Origin of the sequence: Acinetobacter sp. YH01011, from assembly GCF_013420785.1 — a bacterium.
Taxonomy (GTDB): Bacteria; Pseudomonadota; Gammaproteobacteria; order Pseudomonadales; family Moraxellaceae; genus Acinetobacter; species Acinetobacter towneri.
On the sequence record NZ_VOYG01000001.1, the window covers coordinates 170,937 to 189,601 of the forward strand.

The 18,665-nt window shown below is 40.6% G+C and carries 15 protein-coding genes; 9 read left to right on the forward strand and 6 right to left on the reverse strand.

What is annotated here, in order from left to right:
- Nucleotides 1–298 precede the first annotated feature (298 nt).
- The gene (locus tag FTT78_RS00875) at nucleotides 299–670 is read right to left on the reverse strand and encodes an MCR_0457 family protein (RefSeq protein ID WP_026438310.1); all 372 of its coding nucleotides are present in this window, start codon (nucleotides 668–670) and stop codon (nucleotides 299–301) included.
- A gap of 211 nt (nucleotides 671–881) precedes the next feature.
- Between FTT78_RS00875 and surE the strand changes: the two genes are divergently transcribed.
- The 3 genes from surE (at nucleotide 882) to FTT78_RS00890 (ending at nucleotide 3,617) form a co-directional block, all read left to right on the forward strand.
- A complete protein-coding gene (surE, locus tag FTT78_RS00880) occupies nucleotides 882–1,658 on the forward strand; it encodes a 5'/3'-nucleotidase SurE (protein WP_096901077.1) in 777 nt (258 codons plus the stop codon).
- Nucleotides 1,659–1,764: 106 nt separating this feature from the next.
- The gene (locus tag FTT78_RS00885) at nucleotides 1,765–2,592 is read left to right on the forward strand and encodes a peptidoglycan DD-metalloendopeptidase family protein (protein ID WP_096901076.1); all 828 of its coding nucleotides are present in this window, start codon (nucleotides 1,765–1,767) and stop codon (nucleotides 2,590–2,592) included.
- Between the two features lie 95 nt (nucleotides 2,593–2,687).
- Nucleotides 2,688–3,617: a LysR family transcriptional regulator gene (locus FTT78_RS00890; protein ID WP_180043310.1), complete on the forward strand. Its 930-nt coding sequence runs from the start codon at nucleotides 2,688–2,690 to the stop codon at nucleotides 3,615–3,617.
- Between the two features lie 82 nt (nucleotides 3,618–3,699).
- On the opposite strand, the gene FTT78_RS00895 is transcribed toward FTT78_RS00890, so the two are convergent.
- The gene (locus FTT78_RS00895) at nucleotides 3,700–4,911 is read right to left on the reverse strand and encodes an aspartate aminotransferase family protein (protein ID WP_131261143.1); all 1,212 of its coding nucleotides are present in this window, start codon (nucleotides 4,909–4,911) and stop codon (nucleotides 3,700–3,702) included.
- A 161-nt stretch (nucleotides 4,912–5,072) separates the two neighbouring features.
- On the opposite strand from FTT78_RS00895, the gene grxD reads away from it, so the two are divergent.
- Nucleotides 5,073–5,414, forward strand: coding sequence for a Grx4 family monothiol glutaredoxin (gene grxD / locus FTT78_RS00900; RefSeq protein WP_019837647.1), 342 nt, complete (start codon nucleotides 5,073–5,075; stop codon nucleotides 5,412–5,414).
- 123 nt (nucleotides 5,415–5,537) lie between these two features.
- Here grxD and FTT78_RS00905 read toward each other — a convergent pair whose 3' ends face one another.
- Nucleotides 5,538–8,231: an ATP-binding protein gene (locus tag FTT78_RS00905; RefSeq protein WP_180043308.1), complete on the reverse strand. Its 2,694-nt coding sequence runs from the start codon at nucleotides 8,229–8,231 to the stop codon at nucleotides 5,538–5,540.
- Between the two features lie 194 nt (nucleotides 8,232–8,425).
- On the opposite strand from FTT78_RS00905, the gene FTT78_RS00910 reads away from it, so the two are divergent.
- The 4 genes from FTT78_RS00910 to rpmE all read left to right on the forward strand — a co-directional run bounded on the left by FTT78_RS00910 (nucleotide 8,426) and on the right by rpmE (nucleotide 12,644).
- Nucleotides 8,426–10,624 (forward strand): MFS transporter, encoded by a 2,199-nt coding sequence (locus FTT78_RS00910; RefSeq protein WP_004971628.1) that lies wholly within the window; start codon nucleotides 8,426–8,428, stop codon nucleotides 10,622–10,624.
- A 1-nt stretch (nucleotide 10,625) separates the two neighbouring features.
- Nucleotides 10,626–11,027: a lactoylglutathione lyase gene (gene gloA / locus FTT78_RS00915; protein WP_213064880.1), complete on the forward strand. Its 402-nt coding sequence runs from the start codon at nucleotides 10,626–10,628 to the stop codon at nucleotides 11,025–11,027.
- A gap of 190 nt (nucleotides 11,028–11,217) precedes the next feature.
- Entirely contained in the window at nucleotides 11,218–12,216 is a 999-nt protein-coding gene (locus tag FTT78_RS00920; RefSeq protein WP_180043306.1) for a bile acid:sodium symporter family protein, read from the forward strand.
- A gap of 203 nt (nucleotides 12,217–12,419) precedes the next feature.
- Nucleotides 12,420–12,644, forward strand: a complete 225-nt coding sequence (gene rpmE / locus FTT78_RS00925) for a 50S ribosomal protein L31 (protein ID WP_004971624.1) — start codon at nucleotides 12,420–12,422, stop codon at nucleotides 12,642–12,644.
- A gap of 86 nt (nucleotides 12,645–12,730) precedes the next feature.
- Here rpmE and FTT78_RS00930 read toward each other — a convergent pair whose 3' ends face one another.
- From FTT78_RS00930 to epmB, 3 genes are read right to left on the reverse strand one after another with little or no spacing between them, the layout of a single operon-like run.
- Nucleotides 12,731–14,854 carry an EAL domain-containing protein gene (locus FTT78_RS00930; protein WP_004971622.1) on the reverse strand — a complete coding sequence of 708 codons (2,124 nt, stop codon included), beginning with the start codon at nucleotides 14,852–14,854 and terminating at the stop codon, nucleotides 12,731–12,733.
- Nucleotides 14,836–16,581, reverse strand: coding sequence for a hypothetical protein (locus FTT78_RS00935; RefSeq protein ID WP_004971620.1), 1,746 nt, complete (start codon nucleotides 16,579–16,581; stop codon nucleotides 14,836–14,838). The genes FTT78_RS00930 and FTT78_RS00935 overlap by 19 nt, the downstream gene beginning before the upstream one ends.
- A 14-nt stretch (nucleotides 16,582–16,595) precedes the next feature.
- Nucleotides 16,596–17,612 carry an EF-P beta-lysylation protein EpmB gene (gene epmB / locus FTT78_RS00940; protein ID WP_096901068.1) on the reverse strand — a complete coding sequence of 339 codons (1,017 nt, stop codon included), beginning with the start codon at nucleotides 17,610–17,612 and terminating at the stop codon, nucleotides 16,596–16,598.
- A gap of 312 nt (nucleotides 17,613–17,924) precedes the next feature.
- Here epmB and efp point away from each other — a divergent pair, with 312 nt between their 5' ends.
- Entirely contained in the window at nucleotides 17,925–18,494 is a 570-nt protein-coding gene (gene efp, locus FTT78_RS00945) for an elongation factor P (RefSeq protein WP_004971615.1), read from the forward strand.
- The last annotated feature ends 171 nt before the right edge of the window (nucleotides 18,495–18,665 follow it).

Genomic DNA, 18,665 nt, shown 5'->3' on the forward strand with positions numbered 1-18,665 from the left:
GTTTGAACTGAATCTACCGATTCATTTAAGTGCTTATAAGATGAATCATTTATTTGCGAATTGAAAGAGTGAAAATGTATTAAAGCTGTGTGATCTGAGCGCAAATCATGTATAAAAAGTGAAGATTAAAGTCTGAAATTTGAAAATCAGTGGCTTGATATAAAGCGTAAAATAATAGTGGAAAAATACCAGATATAAAAACTAAGCATAAAATTTAAGGCAAACTTTGAAAGTTTGCCTTAAAGGGTGAGTATGCAAAATTATTTACAGGCTCAAAATAGTATTTAAATCATGTGATTTAAAGTGCTAATTCTAAAGCTTCCTGACACACTACTTTTTGCTCTTCTTTGGCTGTATCTTTTGCTGCTTCACGCGCTTCAGCTAAAACGGATTGATATTCTGCGTCGGCTTGTAGTTTGGCAAGCGTCATGTTCGATTCTGAATAATCTTGTAGATAAGTTTGAATCAGTGCTTGAATATTGGCATCTAATTTTGCATTTTTTCCAATCAGTGCAGGGCACATTTCAGTCATGACTTGTGCCGCTGCAACATCTTCTTTCACAATCGTATTGGCTTCTGCTGCAGTCAAATCTTCTGCAATTACAGACTGCGTTAATACAGCAGCAAAACCTAGACCCAATAAACGACGAAATGACAAAGCTAAAATCATGAGAATCACATATATTTTTGGATGGATGTTAAGCGCTAAATATATATAATCTTTTGTATATTTCAATGAAATGTGCTGATCAGTCATTTTGTTGTCGTGTGCTTATTAAATGTGCTTAGGCATGAATCAGGCACAAACAAGTTTAAGATTGAACCGACGTTGCTATATTTTAGTATATAACCTTTATATTTGTTTTATCTGAGATTTTTCTGTGAATATTTTGATAGCCAATGATGATGGCGTGTTTGCACCTGGTATCCAAGCTTTGGCGAAAGCCTTAAAACCTTTGGGTCGCGTGGTGATTGTTGCACCCGAAAGTGAACGCAGTGGTTTTTCGAGTGCGCTGACTTTAGACCGACCATTACGTCCTGTGCAAATTGCTGAAGATGTCTGGGCAGTGAATGGTACACCTGCAGACTGTGTCTATTTGTCGATGAATGGATTGTTCGATTTCGAATTTGATTTGGTGGTCAGCGGCATTAACAGCGGTGCAAATCTAGGGGATGATGTACTGTACTCAGGCACAGTCGGTGCGGCATTTGAAGGACGTTTGATGAAACAGCCTGCGATTGCGGTATCACTTGCAGGGCATAATGTACGTGCTTATCAGCATCCGCAAGATTATATGCAGGCAGCGCAGTGGGTACATGACTTTATTGCTCAAGGTTTACCAAGTTTACCTGCACGACATATTTTTAATGTGAATATTCCAGATGTGCCAGTGTTGCAGGGCACAAAAATTACCTATCAAGGACAGCGTACCCAATCTAAGCCAATTACTAGTCAGGTCGATCCACGAGGGCGTCAAGTGTATTGGATTGGTTTGTCGGGCGAGGCAGTGGCTGCACCGAAAAAAGGCTTAACTGAAATTGAGTCTGATTTTTTTGCGGTAGCAAATGGCTATGTCAGCGTGACACCAATTCAGATGGATGCCACCAATTATGACGTTTTGCAATCATTGCACAGTCAATTTTCCCAAATTGGCTAACTAATGTTATAACTTTGTGAAAAAGTAGCTTGTAAGCCTCATTACAAGGACTTTTTTGCTACTCTTAGCGCAATAGAAAATATTTAGAATTTGTAGAGAGGAAAGAATGCCTGTGGTGTTTCAGTATCGTTTATTTAGCACACCAACAGCATTGTTGAAAACCTTAGTGTTATCAAGTGCTGTTGTGGCTACCGTCGTGTTGAGTGGTTGTGCCTCTAAACCTCAAGTGAATAATTCTGCGCGTTATGCAACAGCGCCGAATTTTTATACTGTGCGTTCGGGTGATACTTTAAGTGGTATCGCTGCACGTTATGGTTTGAGCTATCTCAGCATTGCAGAAATGAATGATATTGCACCGCCGTATCGTATTTATGTCGGGCAGTCGATTCGTTTGAAAGCGGGCAATGCACCACGTACAACAAGCACTCGCCCTGTAACACAGGCTGCACCAATTCAACGTCAAACAGTCACATTACCAACGACACCTGTGACACCTGCACCGGTAACATCGACTACAACCACGACCACTAGCTCAACCACACCAAGTACACCTGTGCGTAGCAGCACATTGCGCTGGGTGAAACCATCACAAGGTGCTGTGATTGCACAGTTTAATTTGGCAAGTAATATCAAAGGAATTCGTTACGGTGGCAATGTGGGCGATCCAATTTATGCCGCAGCAGATGGGCAGGTGGTTTATGCTGCAGATGGATTAAAAGAATATGGGAACTTGATTTTAATCAAGCACATTGATGGTTATATCACCGCCTATGCACATAACAGTAAGATGAATGTGAGCAGTGGTCAAAATGTCACAGCGGGTCAAAAGATTGCTGAAATGGGTTCTTCTGGTGCAACACGTACCATGTTGGAGTTTCAGGTACGTCTAGATGGCAAGCCAATCAATCCAACTAATGTTTTACCAATAAATTAAATATCACGAATACAAAGCATAAATTTCACCGTATAATACAATAAGTTGCTTTTATCGATAGATGAGGGCAACGATTATAATTTCAGAGGGAATTTATGTTAGATCAACTTCGAGCAATGGGTGTATTTGCTTGTGTTGTTGAAAAAAGCTCGTTTAGCGGTGCAGCACGTGATTTAGGGATCACCACCAGCGCCGTCAGTCAGCAAATCCGTTCACTAGAACAAGATATGGAAGTCACGCTTCTGCATCGTTCTACTAGAAAACTGAGTTTGACTGAAGCAGGACAAGCTTTTTTCCACAGTTGTCAAGAAATGCTCGCCGCTGCTGAGCGTGGTAAAATACGCATTAATGAGTTAAGAGATGATTTGGTCGGTGATTTAAGAATTGCCACCACTCCAGAATTAGCCGCGAACCATGTGATTCCCGCACTTTCTCATTGGCTGTCTGCCCATCGTGGCTTGTCTGTACATCTAGAAACCGACAATCAATACATTGACCTGATTGATGGTCGTATTGATATTGCGCTGCGTATGAGTCCAAAAATTGAAGATCAAAACCAGCATGTGATTCCTATTGCACTTATTGACCAAGTTTTAGTCGCATCACCTAGTTATTTAAATCAAACCGCGCCCATTTCACGTCCTGAAGATTTAAAACATCACGAGTTAATTCCATTAACCATTATGAAGAATTTTCAGCAACTCAATTTTAAGCATATCAGCACTGCTGAAAATGTGGATGTAGAGTTGGGCTCGCGTCTATCGACCAATAATGTGTTGGTGTCTAAATCTTTGTGTATGCAAGGGCATGGGCTTGCGCGAATTTTGCATTTGGATATTCAAAAAGATTTGCTTAATGGCAGTTTGGTTGAAATTTTGCCTGAGTGGAAATTACCCGCATTTACCTTGTATGCAATCATTTCCAAACATGAGCAACAACCGATGAAAGTACATCGTTGTTTGGAAGCCTTAAAACAATATTTTTCTCAATTGCCGGGTGGGCGAGTGTTTCAAGAAGCATCTTAATTGAATGTTGATAATATACTGATCGACCATTTAGTTAGCAAAAAGCCGCAGTTCAAACTGCGGCTTTTTGTTAGGGATTTATTTAAGCCAAGAATTTTTTAATCATTGCTACAAGGCGTTCAATCAATTGATCTGCCTGGGCTTGAGTAATATTTAATGTTGGCAATAAACGCACTACAGAACCTGCAGTTACGTTAATAATCATTTTGTATTCATCGCGGGCAATATCGACCAACTCTGCACATGGTTTTGGTAATTCAATACCAATCATCAAGCCAAAACCACGCACGCTTACATTTTGGTCTGCGAGTTGTTGACGCAATTGTTCCACAATGTAGCCACCCATTTTTGCTGCATTTTCTACCAAGTTTTCTTTCTGGATGGTGTCAATAACAGTGTAAACCACGCGTGAACCTAACGCAGTACCACTGTAGGTTGAGCCATGATTACCAGCAGTAAGAACGCCCACACCACGACCTTGAGTCATGACTGCACCAATTGGGAAGCCATTGCCCAAACCTTTCGCTGTAGTCAATACATCAGGCACAATATTGGTGTGCTGATAAGCAAAGAATTTACCTGTACGACCATTTCCTGTTTGTACTTCATCCAGCATCATCAGCCAGTTGTGTTGATTACAAATACGGCGGATGTCTTCTAGGTAGCTAAAGCCTTGTGGTGCAGTATTCACACCGCCTTCACCCTGAATCGGCTCGACTAAAATAGCCACAATATCAGGATGCTGAATCGCAGCTTCTTCAATGGCTTCGACATCACCAAAAGGCACACGAATAAAGCCTTCAACCAAAGGTGCAAAACCTTCCTGAACTTTTTTATTGCCAGTTGCAGACAGGGTAGCCAAAGTACGACCGTGGAAAGAGTGATCTGCAACAATAATTTTAGGATTGGCTACGCCTTGCATATGACCGAATTTACGTGCAATTTTAATTGCACCTTCGTTAGACTCTGCGCCACTGTTTGAAAAAAACACTTCTTCCATGCCAGCAACTTGCGCCAATTTTTGTGCAGCAGCAGTCTGCCACGGCACTTCAAACAAGTTACTGGTGTGAATTAAGGTAGCCGCCTGATCTGCAATGGCTTCGGTAATTGCAGGGTGTGCGTGACCTAAACCACATACGGCAATGCCTGTAAGTGCATCTAAATATTCTGTGCCATCTTCAGTATAAAGATAAGAACCTCGACCGCGGACAAAGCTGATCGGCTGACGGCCAAATACAGGCATCAAATGTGATGGTTGATCAGTTTGCACAGGAGCAAGGGTAATGTTATTCATGACTAACTCTTATCTGTTAGGTTGGAGGGAAAAACTTATATAAGCAAAATCTACTGCAGATGAAAAGCCTAATTGTAAATAAAATTGGATTTATTGCTTTAGACGTACTGTTTTGCTCGGTTTTGGGTATAATGCCACACAGATGAGTTGAGGATTTACCAATGACTGAACAAGTACGCGATACCGAAGCGTTAATTCGTGAACAAATTGCTAAACATGCTGTTCTTCTTTACATGAAAGGCACACCACAATTTCCACAATGCGGTTTTTCTGCGCGCGCAGTAGAAGCACTCAGTCAAATTGGTCGTCCTTTTGCTTATGTGAATATTTTAGAAAATCAGGATATTCGTACCACTTTGCCAAAAATTGCCAACTGGCCAACTTTCCCACAATTGTGGATTAACGGTGAGTTGATTGGTGGTAGCGATATTATGTTGGATATGTTCCAGAAAGGTGAGTTAAAGCCTTTAGTTGAGCAATACAGCCCAGCACCTGAAGCTTAAAGTATTGGACTTGGGTCACACTAGACCAAAGTCATCCATACAAAAAAGTTGATATAAAAAAAGCGCCTTGGCGCTTTTTTTATATCTGGAATTCACTTGAATAGCTGATTTGAATCACTGCACTTAGTTTACCGCAGTACTTTCAGTTGCAAGTTCAGCAGTTTCAGCCGACTCAGCAGTGACTTCATCAGAAGTTGCCGCATCAGATGGTTCAGCCGATTTCTGTTTTTTCTTGGCTTTTTGCGCTTTGTCCTTTTTCTCTGGGTCTTTTTTGTCCTTTTCTTTCTTGGACTTTTTCTTTTTCTTTGGCTCTTCTTCAATTTCAGCACCATCTTCAATGGCTTGCCAATACTCAAGTTGTTCCATCACTGCAGCGTAAATTGAACCTTTACTGTAACGTCCTTTTTTAGTGAGTTTACCCACAGGACGCGCCATTAAAATTTCTAAGGCTTGGTCAATGGTATCAATGGCGTGAATGTGGAACTGACCTTGTTCTACCGCTTCAATCACATCTTTACGCAACATAAGGTGCTGCATATTTTGACGTGGAATAATCACGCCTTGCTTGCCAGTTAAACCTTGCAGTTTGCAGGCATCAAAGAAACCTTCAATTTTTGCATTCACGCCACCAATTGGCTGTACTTGACCAAGTTGGTTCATGGAGCCTGTAATGGCCCAAGATTGGTCAATAGGTAGTTGGCTGATTGCAGAAATCAAAGCAGAAAGCTCTGCCACTGTTGCACTGTCACCATCAACCTGACCATAACTTTGCTCAAAGGCAAGGGCAGCAGAAAAATGTAAAATTTGCTCACGGCCAAAATGTGCTTTGAGGAAACTGGCCATCAACAACACGCCTTTGGCATGTAAAGAACCGCCAAGTTCAACACTGCGTTCAATATCTAAAATATCGCCGCCGCCTTGATAGACTGAGGCGGTTAAGCGCGAAGGTAAGCCAAACTCGACATCGGCATAGTGAATGACCGACAGGGCATTAATTTGCCCTAAACGATGTCCGCGAGTTTCTATTAACTGCGTACCGCGTGATAAATCTTGCCAGTACAGTTCTCTTAAATAGCCTAAGCGATATTTGCGATGATCCAGTGCGGTATTGATATGCTGTTCGGAAACCGTTTTATCGCCCGCCTGTGCCGCATGGTGATGCGATTCACGAATTAAATCCCCCAAGGTGAGGGCATGTAAGGAGAGTGAGCTTTGATCTTCAGCTTGACGACTTGAGTCAGTAAGTAAAGCTGCCAAAGCAGAACGGTCAAATGGTAATAATTTGTCAGATTGCACATAGTCGGCAATCAGCTGCATATATGCCTGCTCGTTTTCGTCATTACGTTGTAATGTATCGGTAAAGTCGGCACGGATTTTAAACACGCTGCCAAGTTCGGGTTCTAGCTCTAAAATTTCATAATAAATTTCAGGCTCTGCCAGTAAAATCACTTTAATATTTAGTGGAATGGCTTGTGGTTCAATTGAAATGCTGCCTGTTAAAGTTAGCATGTGTTCCAAAGATGAAAGTTTCAATTGCCCCGATTTTAAAGCGCGTTTCAGTCCTTGCCATGCATAAGGCTGTTCCAGTAACTGCTCTGCTTCGAGCATCAAAAAGCCGCCATTGGCTTTATGTAAGCTACCTGCACGAATTAAGGTGAAGTCAGTGGTAATGGTGCCGTTTTGCGTGAGTTGTTCTACATGCCCCAATAAATTGTAATGGGTTGGAAAATCTTCAAAAATAACAGGTACACCGCTGTTGGGTTTGTGCGTCACAATAATATTGGCTTGGTAGCGCGCAGGAATACGGCTAAAGGTGCCAGGACGGAAATCATCTTCTTCCTGTTCTAAAACAAACTCGACATTATTAATAATATCTTCGGCATAGTATTGTAAATATTCAGTCAAACCTTCGACACTAGGATATTTATTGTGAATAATATCAATGCGTGGCATTACCACTTGTTTGGCAATATCACGGTTCAGGTCTTGTACTTTGTCACGTGCGTCATCTTCTAAATCGCCTAAATGCAAACCCAAACGCTCCAGTTTTTTATTCATATAACGAATATTGGACGCAATTTCTGCACGGGTTTTGCTGTCCAAGGCGTTAATATCTTCCTTAGACATTTCCTGCATTTTGTCATTTTTCAGATGCACGGGTACAAAGCAATGTTCATCTTCCTGCGCAATCAGTTTTAAATCGAGTTCTTCACCTTCACTGGTCAGCTCAATTAAGGCTTGTTGCTGTTCATCACCCGCTTGCTGACGAATCATTTCAATGCGGTTGTGATAGGTTTCTGCGGTAAAGCGACGTTCGAGTTGCTTTAAAATAGTTTGCCAAGTTTGATGTAACAAACTTTGAAATTTAGGCGCTTGACCTGCAGGCAGTTGCAAGGCAATCGGTTGGCGCGGGTGTTTGAAATTATTGACATAAACCCAGTCATTCGGTGTGGGCATGCTCTTGGCATGTTGCTGCAGCAAACGCTTGACCATGGTACGTTTGCCCAATCCCGCCGTACCCACTGCAAAAATATTGTAGCCAGAATATGGCAGGGAAATACCTGCTTCCACCGAAGCGCGTGCCCGATCTTGTCCTAAAAAATTATTCAGCGGTTTAATGCGTCGGGTCGAAGCGGGAATGTTATCGTAATTTGGAATATGGGTTAGTTGTGTTGCTTTGAGTCGTGTATTTTCTAAAGTCGTTTGTATTTCGCTTTGTTCAAAGGCAGAGCTGAGAAGCGGTTGTTGTTCATCTTGCGCTGCTGTTGTTGTGTTGGTTGTCATTGATGGGGTGATTTGATCAAGTCTTTGGGTCACTGTAGAAATCCAAAACGAAATATTGCAGTTAGAAGTTTAAAGGTATACAGGTTTAAGCGGAAAATTCAAGCTAAGCCGTAATTTTTACTACAAAATGACAAAGCTGTTGTGGATAATTTCATAAATACTGTTGAAACAGAAGCTATTCCGCGATTGAATAACAACAATTTGACTTGATAGAAAATAATAATCGAATGACCACACAACAGACTGGGCAAACTTCAGCACAAAATACAGGGTGGAAAGCTGCATTTACGGCATTTTTAGACCGTCGTGCGCTGATTATGCTGTTTTTGGGCTTCTCTGCAGGTATTCCAATTTTACTGATTTTTTCCAGTCTATCTTTGTGGTTGGGCGAAGCAGGCATTGACAAAAGTGCGGTCACTTTCTTTAGTTGGGCTGCCTTGGGTTATTCCTTTAAATTTGTCTGGGCACCATTAATTGATGAATTACCCGTACCCTATTTAACCAAAAAACTGGGGCGACGTCGGGCATGGCTGCTCATCGCCCAATGTTTAATAGTCTGTGCAATTGCAGTCATGGCATTTTCTGACCCAGCTTTGGGGCAGGCACATTTATATCAAATGGCATTGGGTGCAGTATTACTAGGCTTTTCTGCAGCCACGCAAGACATTGTGATTGATGCTTACCGTATCGAATTGGCTGAAACTCAAATGCAAACCGTGTTGGCATCGACTTATAACGCGGGCTATCGCATTGGGATGATTGTTGCAGGGGCAGGTGCTTTATTTTTGGCTGCATCTTTAGGTACTGCTAAAGGCAACTATATTTATAGTGCATGGAAAATTACTTATTTGGCGATGGCTGCGGTGATGCTGATTGGCATTATCACGACTTTGGTGATTCGTGAACCGCAAGTGAATCGGGTCAGCAAACATTATCAACGACGCGACTATTTTCGTCTGGTTACGGTGTTTTTTGTTGCGGTATTCAGTTTTGTATTGTGCTACGTCTTTTCGGGTAATTTTACCGAAGCCTTAAAACAACAATTCCAACTCAAAGATGCATTTTTATTATTTTCTATAGAAGCTTTACGTTTTATTGCATCGGGTGCGGCTGCTGTAGGCATGGGCACAATTTTGGTCAAATTGGGCGCAGTCAATAAACAGATGGCATTTGAAACATGGGTGCATCCTGTTGCAGATTTCTTTAAACGCTACGGCATGAAACTGGCACTGGTGTTATTACTCTTGATTGGTTTTTATCGAGTTTCAGACATTATTGCAGGTGTAATTTCCAATGTGTTCTATCAGGATTTGAACTTTAGCAAAGAACAAATTGCCGAAGCGGTTAAGGTTTATGGGGTCATTTTCAGTTTAGTGGGTGGCTTCTTGGGCGGTTTACTGGCACAGCGTATGAACATTATGAAATTAATGTTTGTTGGCGCGGTGTTGGCATCATCCACCAATCTTATTTTTATTGGTCTGGTGAAGTCAGGACAGCAACTGAGCGATGTGCAAGTTTCTGTGGGGCAGCAACAATATCAAACCCAGGCCGATGAAGTTGGATATTGGAAAGTGGCTGTGCCTAGTCAGGTTTTAGCAACACAGGATGAAATTCAGGTACGTGCGCAATACCAAACGGGCGATACGCCGTCACGTTTAGTGTCGATGCCGTATTTGCACCAAACTGAGATTGAAACTGCACAACTCCAGTTTTTACCACTGACTTCGGATAATCGTATTAGCGAAAATGAAGCCAGCAACAGTATTGTCGTACGTGGGCAATATGCAGGGCCTGCCTTAACCGAACAGCAAAAAATTGTACTGCAGCTAGATGGTCAAAATTTTGATGCAAAACTAGATGCACAAGGAATTTTTACGGCAGCGATTGCAGGGCAGCTTTTGGCAGACTCACCAAGTAAACAACTGCAAGCCGTATTATTGAATAGACAGCAAACAGTACAACAACACAGCCAAACCTATCAGGTCGATTTAAACACACATGAAGGCAATGCTTTGGATGTAGATATACAACCTTTGCCGATCGTTCAATCATCTTCAAACAATATGGTTGAAATTCAGGGCAAGGTGATTAAGCCATATAGCACAGCATGGTTATATTTTGCGATTATTGTCGATAACTTGGCTTCAGGTTTAGCGGGCGCGGCTTTTATCGCATTTTTATCCAGTTTAACCAGTGTGTCATTTACTGCTGTGCAATATGCAATTTTTAGCTCACTCATGACCTTGACTCCTAAGATTTTAGGTGGTTATTCAGGTACTATAGTGACCAATATTGGTTATCCAAACTTTTTCCTCATGACCACATTAATTGGAATCCCTATTTTAATTTTAGTGGTGTGGGTGGCGAAATTGTTACGTGACCATCAACACATACAAGCAAAACCGATTGAACAAAAGGATGAATGACATGCGCATGCTGCATACCATGTTACGTGTAGGTAATTTAGAGCAATCATTAAAATTTTATACAGAAGTTTTAGGCATGACTTTGCTGCGTAAGCGTGATTATGAAGAAGGTCGTTTTACCCTTGCTTTTGTAGGCTATGGCGATGAAGAAAATCACACCGTTTTAGAGTTGACGCATAACTGGGATACAGACAGCTATGATTTGGGCAATGGCTATGGTCATATCGCAATTGCGGTAGAAGATGCCTACAAAGCATGTGAAGAAATTAAAGCGCGTGGTGGCAATGTGGTACGTGAAGCAGGGCCAATGAAAGGTGGCGTGACTGTCATTGCTTTTGTTGAAGACCCAGATGGTTATAAAGTTGAATTGATTCAGCAAGATCAGAACGCACGTAATAACTAAGTCTTCATCAGTGAAGCAGTAAAAACCAAACCTTTATGGCGCAATAAACTGAATGTTGTTCAGTATTCATTTTGAAAATATTGAACATCGCCTGAAAATGCTCGCTTTTTGAATATTGCTCAGTAATATACCTTTATCGAAAGGTAAAAATTGCTGGGCTTTTTTGCAACAGTAAAAGAATATACAGGATGTGTTTATGTTGAAGTTATTGGCATTGGATCGCTTTACCATTCTTTTGTTTGTGATGGTCATCCTCGCCAGTGTCGTGCCTGTGTCAGGGCAAGCAGCCGAAGTTTTTAGTGTGATTACGACAGTTGCCATTGCAATCTTATTCTTTTTGCATGGGGCGAAATTATCACGTGAAGCTGTCATTCAGGGCATGATGCATTGGAAATTGCATGCGTTGGTATTTACTTTTACCTTTGCGTTATTCCCAATTTTAGGTTTGCTGGCAAAGCCAATTCTAGTGCCAATGCTCGGGCAGGAGCTGTATTGGGGCTTTTTGTTCATGTGCTTTTTGCCTTCAACCGTGCAATCTTCAATTGCCTTTACGTCAGTGGCAAAAGGCAATGTTGCCAGCGCAGTCTGCAGTGCGTCATTCTCTAATTTAATTGGGATGTTTATTACCCCAGTTTTAGTAGGCATCTTTATTTTAGGGCAGTCTGAACACGGTTTTGACCCGACAAATTCGATTATTCAAATTACTTTATTGTTATTGGTGCCATTTATTTTGGGGCAGTTATTACGTCCTTATGTTTTTCCTCAGATGTTGAAATTACCAAAGCTGGTCAAGGTATTTGATCAGGGTTCGATTTTGATGGTGGTTTTTGGTGCATTTAGTGGGGCAGTGGTAGCAGGATTGTGGCATCAAGTTAGTGGTATGACTTTATTGCTGTTGATTATTGCTTGTTCCGTGTTATTGACCCTTGTGATGTGGTTGGCGTGGGTTGTGCCGCAATGGTTGGGTTTTGCACGTGAAGACCAAATTGCCGCATTTTTTTGTAGCTCCAAAAAAACCTTAGCCAGTGGTGTACCGATGGCGCAAATTTTATTTATTGGGCAGCCGTTGGGGATGATTGTTTTACCGATCATGATTTTCCATCAAATTCAGTTGATGGTGTGCGGTGTGATAGCCAATTATCTCGAAAAGCAGCCTGATTCGACTGAACCTCAGGAATTAAATTCCTAAGAATAATTAGCTTTAAAATATTTTATTCCGTATAATATTGCCCAACTTGTTGTGCTTAGCTCTGACGGTATCCGTCTCGGTGGGCCAAAAGAATGGTCTGTTGTGGTGTTGGTCTGCTTTTAAAGCATGTCCTCATTTTTTTAATGAGAGTGACCAATTGCGATGACAGCTTAAGCCTTCTTAAATCTTAGGAGTAATCGACGATGCGCGCCGATATTCACCCAAAATATGAAAAATTAGTTGCAACTTGTTCTTGCGGTAACGTAATCGAAACTCGTTCAGCAGTTGGTAAAGAAACTCTTTATCTTGACGTATGTTCTGCATGCCACCCGTTCTACACTGGTAAGCAAAAGAACGTTGACACTGGCGGTCGTATCGACAAGTTCAAACAACGTTTTGCTGGTATGTCACGTTCTATCAAACGTTAATATCCAGTACGAAAAAAACGGGCAATTGCCCGTTTTTTTGTGCCTTAAATTTTAGGGTCTACAAATAGACCCTAATGCACAAGACCTTATTGGTCTTGCACATCAATTAAATGATCGAGTTTTTTCTGGAAATAATCACCCTGAATAAAGCGCGCATCGACATTCCACGCATTCGCAAACAGGTTCATATCATTTAAGTCACGCAATAACACTTCTACAGGTTTAATTTCACTATAAATGCTCAATTGTTCCTGTAATTCTTGCGTCGAGTCATCAGCAGCCAGTTTTTCAGTCAGTGCACTGTGCAAGGTCAAGTAGTGAATATCGACTTGTTTCAAGATAGATTCACTATAAATCGAATGACCAAAATCACGCAGAGAAATTTCAGCGCCGTGCTGACGTAATAAACTGATTTGTTTCTGCGCATCACCTAAGTTTTGGCTGATGTCTTCTTCAGAGAATTGCAAAATTAATGGATGGCTGAGGCGGCTACCAATAATCGTTATCAGTTTAGACACAAACTCAGGGAAGCTGCGGTCTTGTAATAAAACAAATTTGTTTAAATTGATAATCAGCTTCGCTTCAGGATATTGGGTGATGAAGTTGTGCAATTGTTTACAAGCTTCGACCAAAATCCAACGATCCAGTTTAATGGATAATTCTGGGTCTTCAGCCAAATCTATTAAGCCTGTCAGTGATTTCCATTCACTATTGAAAATAAAGCCACTAGTTACTTCATAGGTATATAAATTGGTGTCTTGCTTATCATAAAGTTGTTGATACTTCAGATGAATTTCACCACGATCAAGACTTTGACGTATCGCTGCAATAATCGCAGATTCACTATACGATTGTGGTACAGCTGCAGCAGATTCAATTACATTTAAGTTAGATTCACCAAAGGACAAGTCTAAGGTTAAACCTGAGTTATGTTGTTCTTGCTGTTGTGGTAATGCGTTGGCAAAACCTTGGCTAATCAGTTGCTCAAAACTGCTTTCATTTTGAATGTCTGGAGTGAATGGCACATAACCAATACGCAAATTAAGTGGGTAAGTATGTTGATCTACCGTAAGTAATTGCGGTTTCGTGAGTGAATTTAAGCCAATCAGTTTCGATTCTAAAATTGCAGGCGATTCTGCTTGGAACAAACCAACCACTAAACCATTACTCACATTAAATAATGGTACATTGGTCTGTTCTTTTAAAAAATTTTGAATGTTGGTAAAGTAATTTTTTGTGGTTTGCCAGTCGGCTTGGAAAATTGATTCAGGACAGTTCGCCAAAGAAAACACCACCAAAGCATTGGCACTAGAAGGCTGTTTGGCTAAAGTGCGATTTACCAATTGGTATGTGCTTGGTTTTGCCGCTGCTTTGTCTGCTGTCGTTTGAGCAGGGACAGTATTTTGCGCCGTATTTTCAATATCTATGGTGATTTGTATGGCGTCGTCAGCTGCTCCAACAAATTCAATTTTGAGTGGGTTTTGTTTTGCTAATAGCGGGTTTTGGCTATGAATATCAAAACGGCCGTGTTCAAATTGTCCTTGACTGACTTTCTTAAAGCGGAATTTAAAATCTGTAATATCTTGCGGTTGCAATAAATCCAATAATGGCAAGCCAATAAGGTCATCTTCACTTTTTAAACCAAATAGCTGTAAATATTCAGCATTGGCTTGTGCATGAATTCCTTCCTGAATAATGGCTACTGCTTTGCTACTGTCTTCGACCAACGCCTGAGCTTGTGATTGCGCATTTTCCAGTTCAGTCATAAGTTGTTCTTGTGACTGCTGTAAGCGACTAAAAGACAGTGCGCGAATTAAGCCAAAATAGAAGCGTTCGGGGTAATCTAAATTGATAATGTCATAGATGCCTTTGCGCACATAACTGGTGTATTGCGTGGCATCGTAATCGTCTGGTTTGAGCAAAAGTAGCGGTAAATTTGGTTGCTGTGATGCACGAATTAAAGTGAGTGCCTGATCGACTTTTAGGTCATAAGCACGACCAAAGATCACCAAATCCCAAGTTAAATGTAATTGTTTTTCAAAGTTTTTAATGTCATCTAATAGATAAGCCTGAACACGGTGCTCATTTGCAGTGAGTTGTTCACAAATTTGATTAAAACGTATTTGGTTGTCATCGATTATGAGTAAACGTGTTTCGGTACGTTTGAGCTTTTTAGACAATAATGGATTTCTCACTTTAATGCTTCCCATAAATCGTGATTTTTAACTTCATTCACTTGTTTCTGAATAAAACCATCAAGTAAAGGCTGTTGTTGGTCATTCAACAACTCAAAATCAAAGCGCATAAAGCTTTGGGTAATCAATAACGGCTTAATTAAGAACACTTTTAGTTCTTCTTCACCTAAACGTAGCTGTACGGTTTGTTTGTCACGTAATAATTGCAGACTTGGCAAAATCAATGAGGTATTGACTTCATTGACCTGCGTACTTTGTACCAATAATGCTGGATGATAATGTCCTGTATGCCGATCTGTTTTAACAAAAACAGCACAAGGGTAAATATCTTGGGTTAAAATTTCCAAGCCAAGTTCTAAGCTTTTTTCAGCAGATTGTTTAATCCAGCGAATGACACCACCACGCCACGGACTTTGGCTATTTTCCTGAACCAGAATAAATTCACCTGTTTTAAGGTTTTTCGGTGTTTCACCCGTCCATTTAATACGATAGCCATTGACACTAATATCTAAAACATCGGCATTGTAAATTTGTTTGGCTTCACGGTCTAAGGTTTTAACAGCGCTAATATCTACCGTAGAGTTGGTATGCATGGCATTGATAAACTGGCTTTCATTCTGGAATTGGTAGTTATCGCCCAAAGCCAGCGTTTCATTGAAGTTTTTACCATTAGACAGATAAAAATGTGCCACAGTCAAACCAAAGCAAATTTTAATCCGTGCCGAATATTCATAACGCTCATGCACACGTTCTGCTGTATTGGTCAAAATATTGTGCAAGTGGAAATGCAAAGCAGGGGTTAAGAATAGCTTTTCATTGCGTGATAAATGTTCACCTTTACGACCTTGAACTTCATTTAAATGATCGAGTAGGGGTTGAGTTGCAATAAAAATATTGGCATGAAAACCTTGGCTTTGGTGCGTATTGTAAATAGGTGGATGATCTTTGCTTGCATCGACCACATAACGTGAAAGCGTCGTTTCTTTGGGTAAAACTTGAATCAGTTTTGCCCAATCAAAGCTACAGAGATATAAGCCTTGAATTTCTGCAGGTCGAATTTGATGGGTATTGAAAATTTCCAATAAAATCAGCTGTGCATAGGCTTGAGCAATATTAATCAGTTGATGTTGTGTGCCTTGTAACTGATTAATATTATTTAAATAATAATGTTGTTGAATGGCTGTATCTAAAAGTTGGTGTGCAATTAACCACTGATTTGGCAAGGCGTGGCTATAAAGCATGTGTTGTTGATAGCGCAGTAGAGCTAATTGTTGTAAAGCATAATAGCTAGATAGAACTCGTGCAGTTTGTAAGTTCTTTTTTAAATTAAAGGCAAATAAAGAAAATTTTTGTTGGGTGAGTTGTTGGTGGCTACGTCGGGAAATATTAATATAGACTTTGGCGAAATGACTGCGTAATAACAGCGCGAGTTCAATAATATGATCGTTGCGGTCATTACTAATCAAAGCCTGGTTGAAAAAATGCTTTTCCAGACTGGTAAGCACATTTTCAAGTGTCGGATGAATAGCTTGAATTAAGTCAAAACGTAATGTTTCCTGACATTTCAGTTCTGAAATTTCTAAAAGTGCATTAAATAGAGCTTGGGAAGAATCACCCAATTGTAAAATGGATAAATCCGCTGCCCATGCCTGAATGCTTTTAACCGTATTTTGACAAAAACTCAATTGCTCCAGCTTTAGTTCGCTGGGAACTAGAAAAAGATCTGAAGTATTCATATTCATGATTGTTATTTAACTCAATAAGTTGAAACCCCAAAAAGCGGTGTCTTGTTTTTTTCGCCCGCAATTTCCCTAACGAGTTTAGGAACTAAATAGCCGGGTAAGTTCGCTAAAAGCTCTTTATAGATGTGATCAATGTCTTGCGGCATTAAATCAAAATGATGCGCTCCTTTTACTTTATCTAACACGTGTAAATAGTAAGGCATCACCCCTGCATCAAAAAGACGATAGCTTAAATCGACCAAGACCTGAGCAGAATTATTGACCCCATTTAATAAGACTGCTTGATTCAGAACGGTGATGTTTTGTTCGACTAACTTGGCAAGTTGCGAACAGGTAAAGTCATCTAATTCTGATGCGTGGTTCGAGTGTACCACTAGAATAATACGCAGCCTACTATTTTTTAGTAAGGAAATCAGCGATTCATCGACACGGTTGGGAATAACAATCGGAACTCGTGAATGAATTCTCAAAAATTTTATTTGCGGAATAGACGCCAATCGCTCAATCCAGATATTTAATTTACGATTTGACAAAGTGAGCGGGTCGCCACCACTTAAAATCACTTCATTAATATCGGGCTGACTTTCAATGTAATTACGGATATTGTCCCAGTCTTCAGTTTTTGGCAGATTTTCCTGATAAGGAAAGTGCCTGCGGAAACAATAACGACAATGTACTGCGCAAGCACCAGTCAAGGTCAGCAAAAAGCGTGATTTATATTTGTGTAAGACTCCAGGTTGTTGATTGGCTTGTTCCTCACCCAAAGGGTCGGTCACAAATCCAGGATGATCTTCCAGTTCTAAATGATGCGGCAGAACCTGTAACAGTAAAGGATCGAGTGGATTGCCTTTTTGCATTTTGGCCACAAATGCACGCGGGATACGCAATTTAAACTGATTGGATGCCAGTAAAGCACCTGACAGCAACTGCTGTTCAGACAGCTCTAAAATATTTAACAATTCGCGTGGGTCGGTGATCAAGTCACTGAGTTGAGATTGCCAGTTTTGTTCTTGGTACAGGTAGTTGATCATGCCAGAAAAGATTTAAATATGAGGTGAAAGGAACCAAGTACACATCTATTTAGCGTAGATGAATTCTTTGTTCATTGAGCGTGAATGCCGCGAATGATTAATCGCTTTGAATCAGAATCATTACAAAACAGCTGATTTTACTGATATCTTGAGGTGATCGGTAGTGGATTTTCATTGCTTCGTTATGGCTTGCTCATTTACAATACGTCCGATGAAAAAAGATGTTGCAAGATGGCGAGCATCGCAAAGCTGCGTTGGTCATTTGCTTTGTAACATAAATAGTTAAGTTAGTCAGTTTGGAGTGTGCCAGTCATGGCCTATTATTCTACGAATGATTTCAAGTCAGGCCTTAAGGTTATGCTTGATGGTAACCCATGTTCAATCATGGAAAATGAATATGTAAAGCCAGGTAAAGGTCAAGCGTTTAACCGCGTAAAACTTCGTAACCTTCGTTCTGGTAAAGTTTTAGAAAAAACATTTAAGTCTGGTGATTCACTAGAAGCAGCTGACATTGTAGAAGTAGAAATGGAATACCTCTACAACGATGGCGAAATGTGGAACTTCATGGATCCTGTATCTTTTGAGCAAATTGCTGCTGACAAAACCGCAATGGGCGATGCTGCAAAATGGTTAAAAGATGATTCAAACGAAAAATGTACCATTATGTTGTTTAACGGTGTGCCTTTAACTGTAAACGCACCAAACTTCGTGGTATTAAAAATTGTCGAAACTGATCCGGGTGTACGTGGCGATACTTCTGGTGGTGGCGGTAAACCAGCGAAATTAGAAACAGGTGCAGTGGTACGTGTTCCTTTATTCGTACAGCAAGAAGAAAGCGTTCGTGTAGATACACGTACAGGTGAATACCTAGAACGCGCATAATGATTTATTGATAAATCATAAGTAAAAGAGGGGGATGATTCGCGTCATCCCCCTTTTTTGTTGATTTGATTATGTGGTAAAAGAATAGGTGAAAAGTATAGGAAACTGTTGGTGCTCCATTTAAGTGTACGGTAGCGCACACTATGGATGTAAGGGCAGCAGACATCAAAA

Excerpts from the sequence above, each read along its gene's own strand:
- rpmE (WP_004971624.1), top strand. The coding sequence starts at position 12,420 with ATGCGCGCCGATATTCACCCAAAATATGAAAAATTAGTTGCAACTTGT.
- FTT78_RS00885 (WP_096901076.1), top strand. The coding sequence starts at position 1,765 with ATGCCTGTGGTGTTTCAGTATCGTTTATTTAGCACACCAACAGCATTG.
- epmB (WP_096901068.1), bottom strand. The coding sequence starts at position 17,612 with ATGATCAACTACCTGTACCAAGAACAAAACTGGCAATCTCAACTCAGT.
- efp (WP_004971615.1), top strand. The coding sequence starts at position 17,925 with ATGGCCTATTATTCTACGAATGATTTCAAGTCAGGCCTTAAGGTTATG.
- FTT78_RS00890 (WP_180043310.1), top strand. The coding sequence starts at position 2,688 with ATGTTAGATCAACTTCGAGCAATGGGTGTATTTGCTTGTGTTGTTGAA.
- gloA (WP_213064880.1), top strand. The coding sequence starts at position 10,626 with ATGCGCATGCTGCATACCATGTTACGTGTAGGTAATTTAGAGCAATCA.
- FTT78_RS00875 (WP_026438310.1), bottom strand. The coding sequence starts at position 670 with ATGATTTTAGCTTTGTCATTTCGTCGTTTATTGGGTCTAGGTTTTGCT.
- FTT78_RS00930 (WP_004971622.1), bottom strand. The coding sequence starts at position 14,854 with ATGGGAAGCATTAAAGTGAGAAATCCATTATTGTCTAAAAAGCTCAAA.
- FTT78_RS00895 (WP_131261143.1), bottom strand. The coding sequence starts at position 4,911 with ATGAATAACATTACCCTTGCTCCTGTGCAAACTGATCAACCATCACAT.
- grxD (WP_019837647.1), top strand. The coding sequence starts at position 5,073 with ATGACTGAACAAGTACGCGATACCGAAGCGTTAATTCGTGAACAAATT.
- FTT78_RS00935 (WP_004971620.1), bottom strand. The coding sequence starts at position 16,581 with ATGAATATGAATACTTCAGATCTTTTTCTAGTTCCCAGCGAACTAAAG.
- FTT78_RS00910 (WP_004971628.1), top strand. The coding sequence starts at position 8,426 with ATGACCACACAACAGACTGGGCAAACTTCAGCACAAAATACAGGGTGG.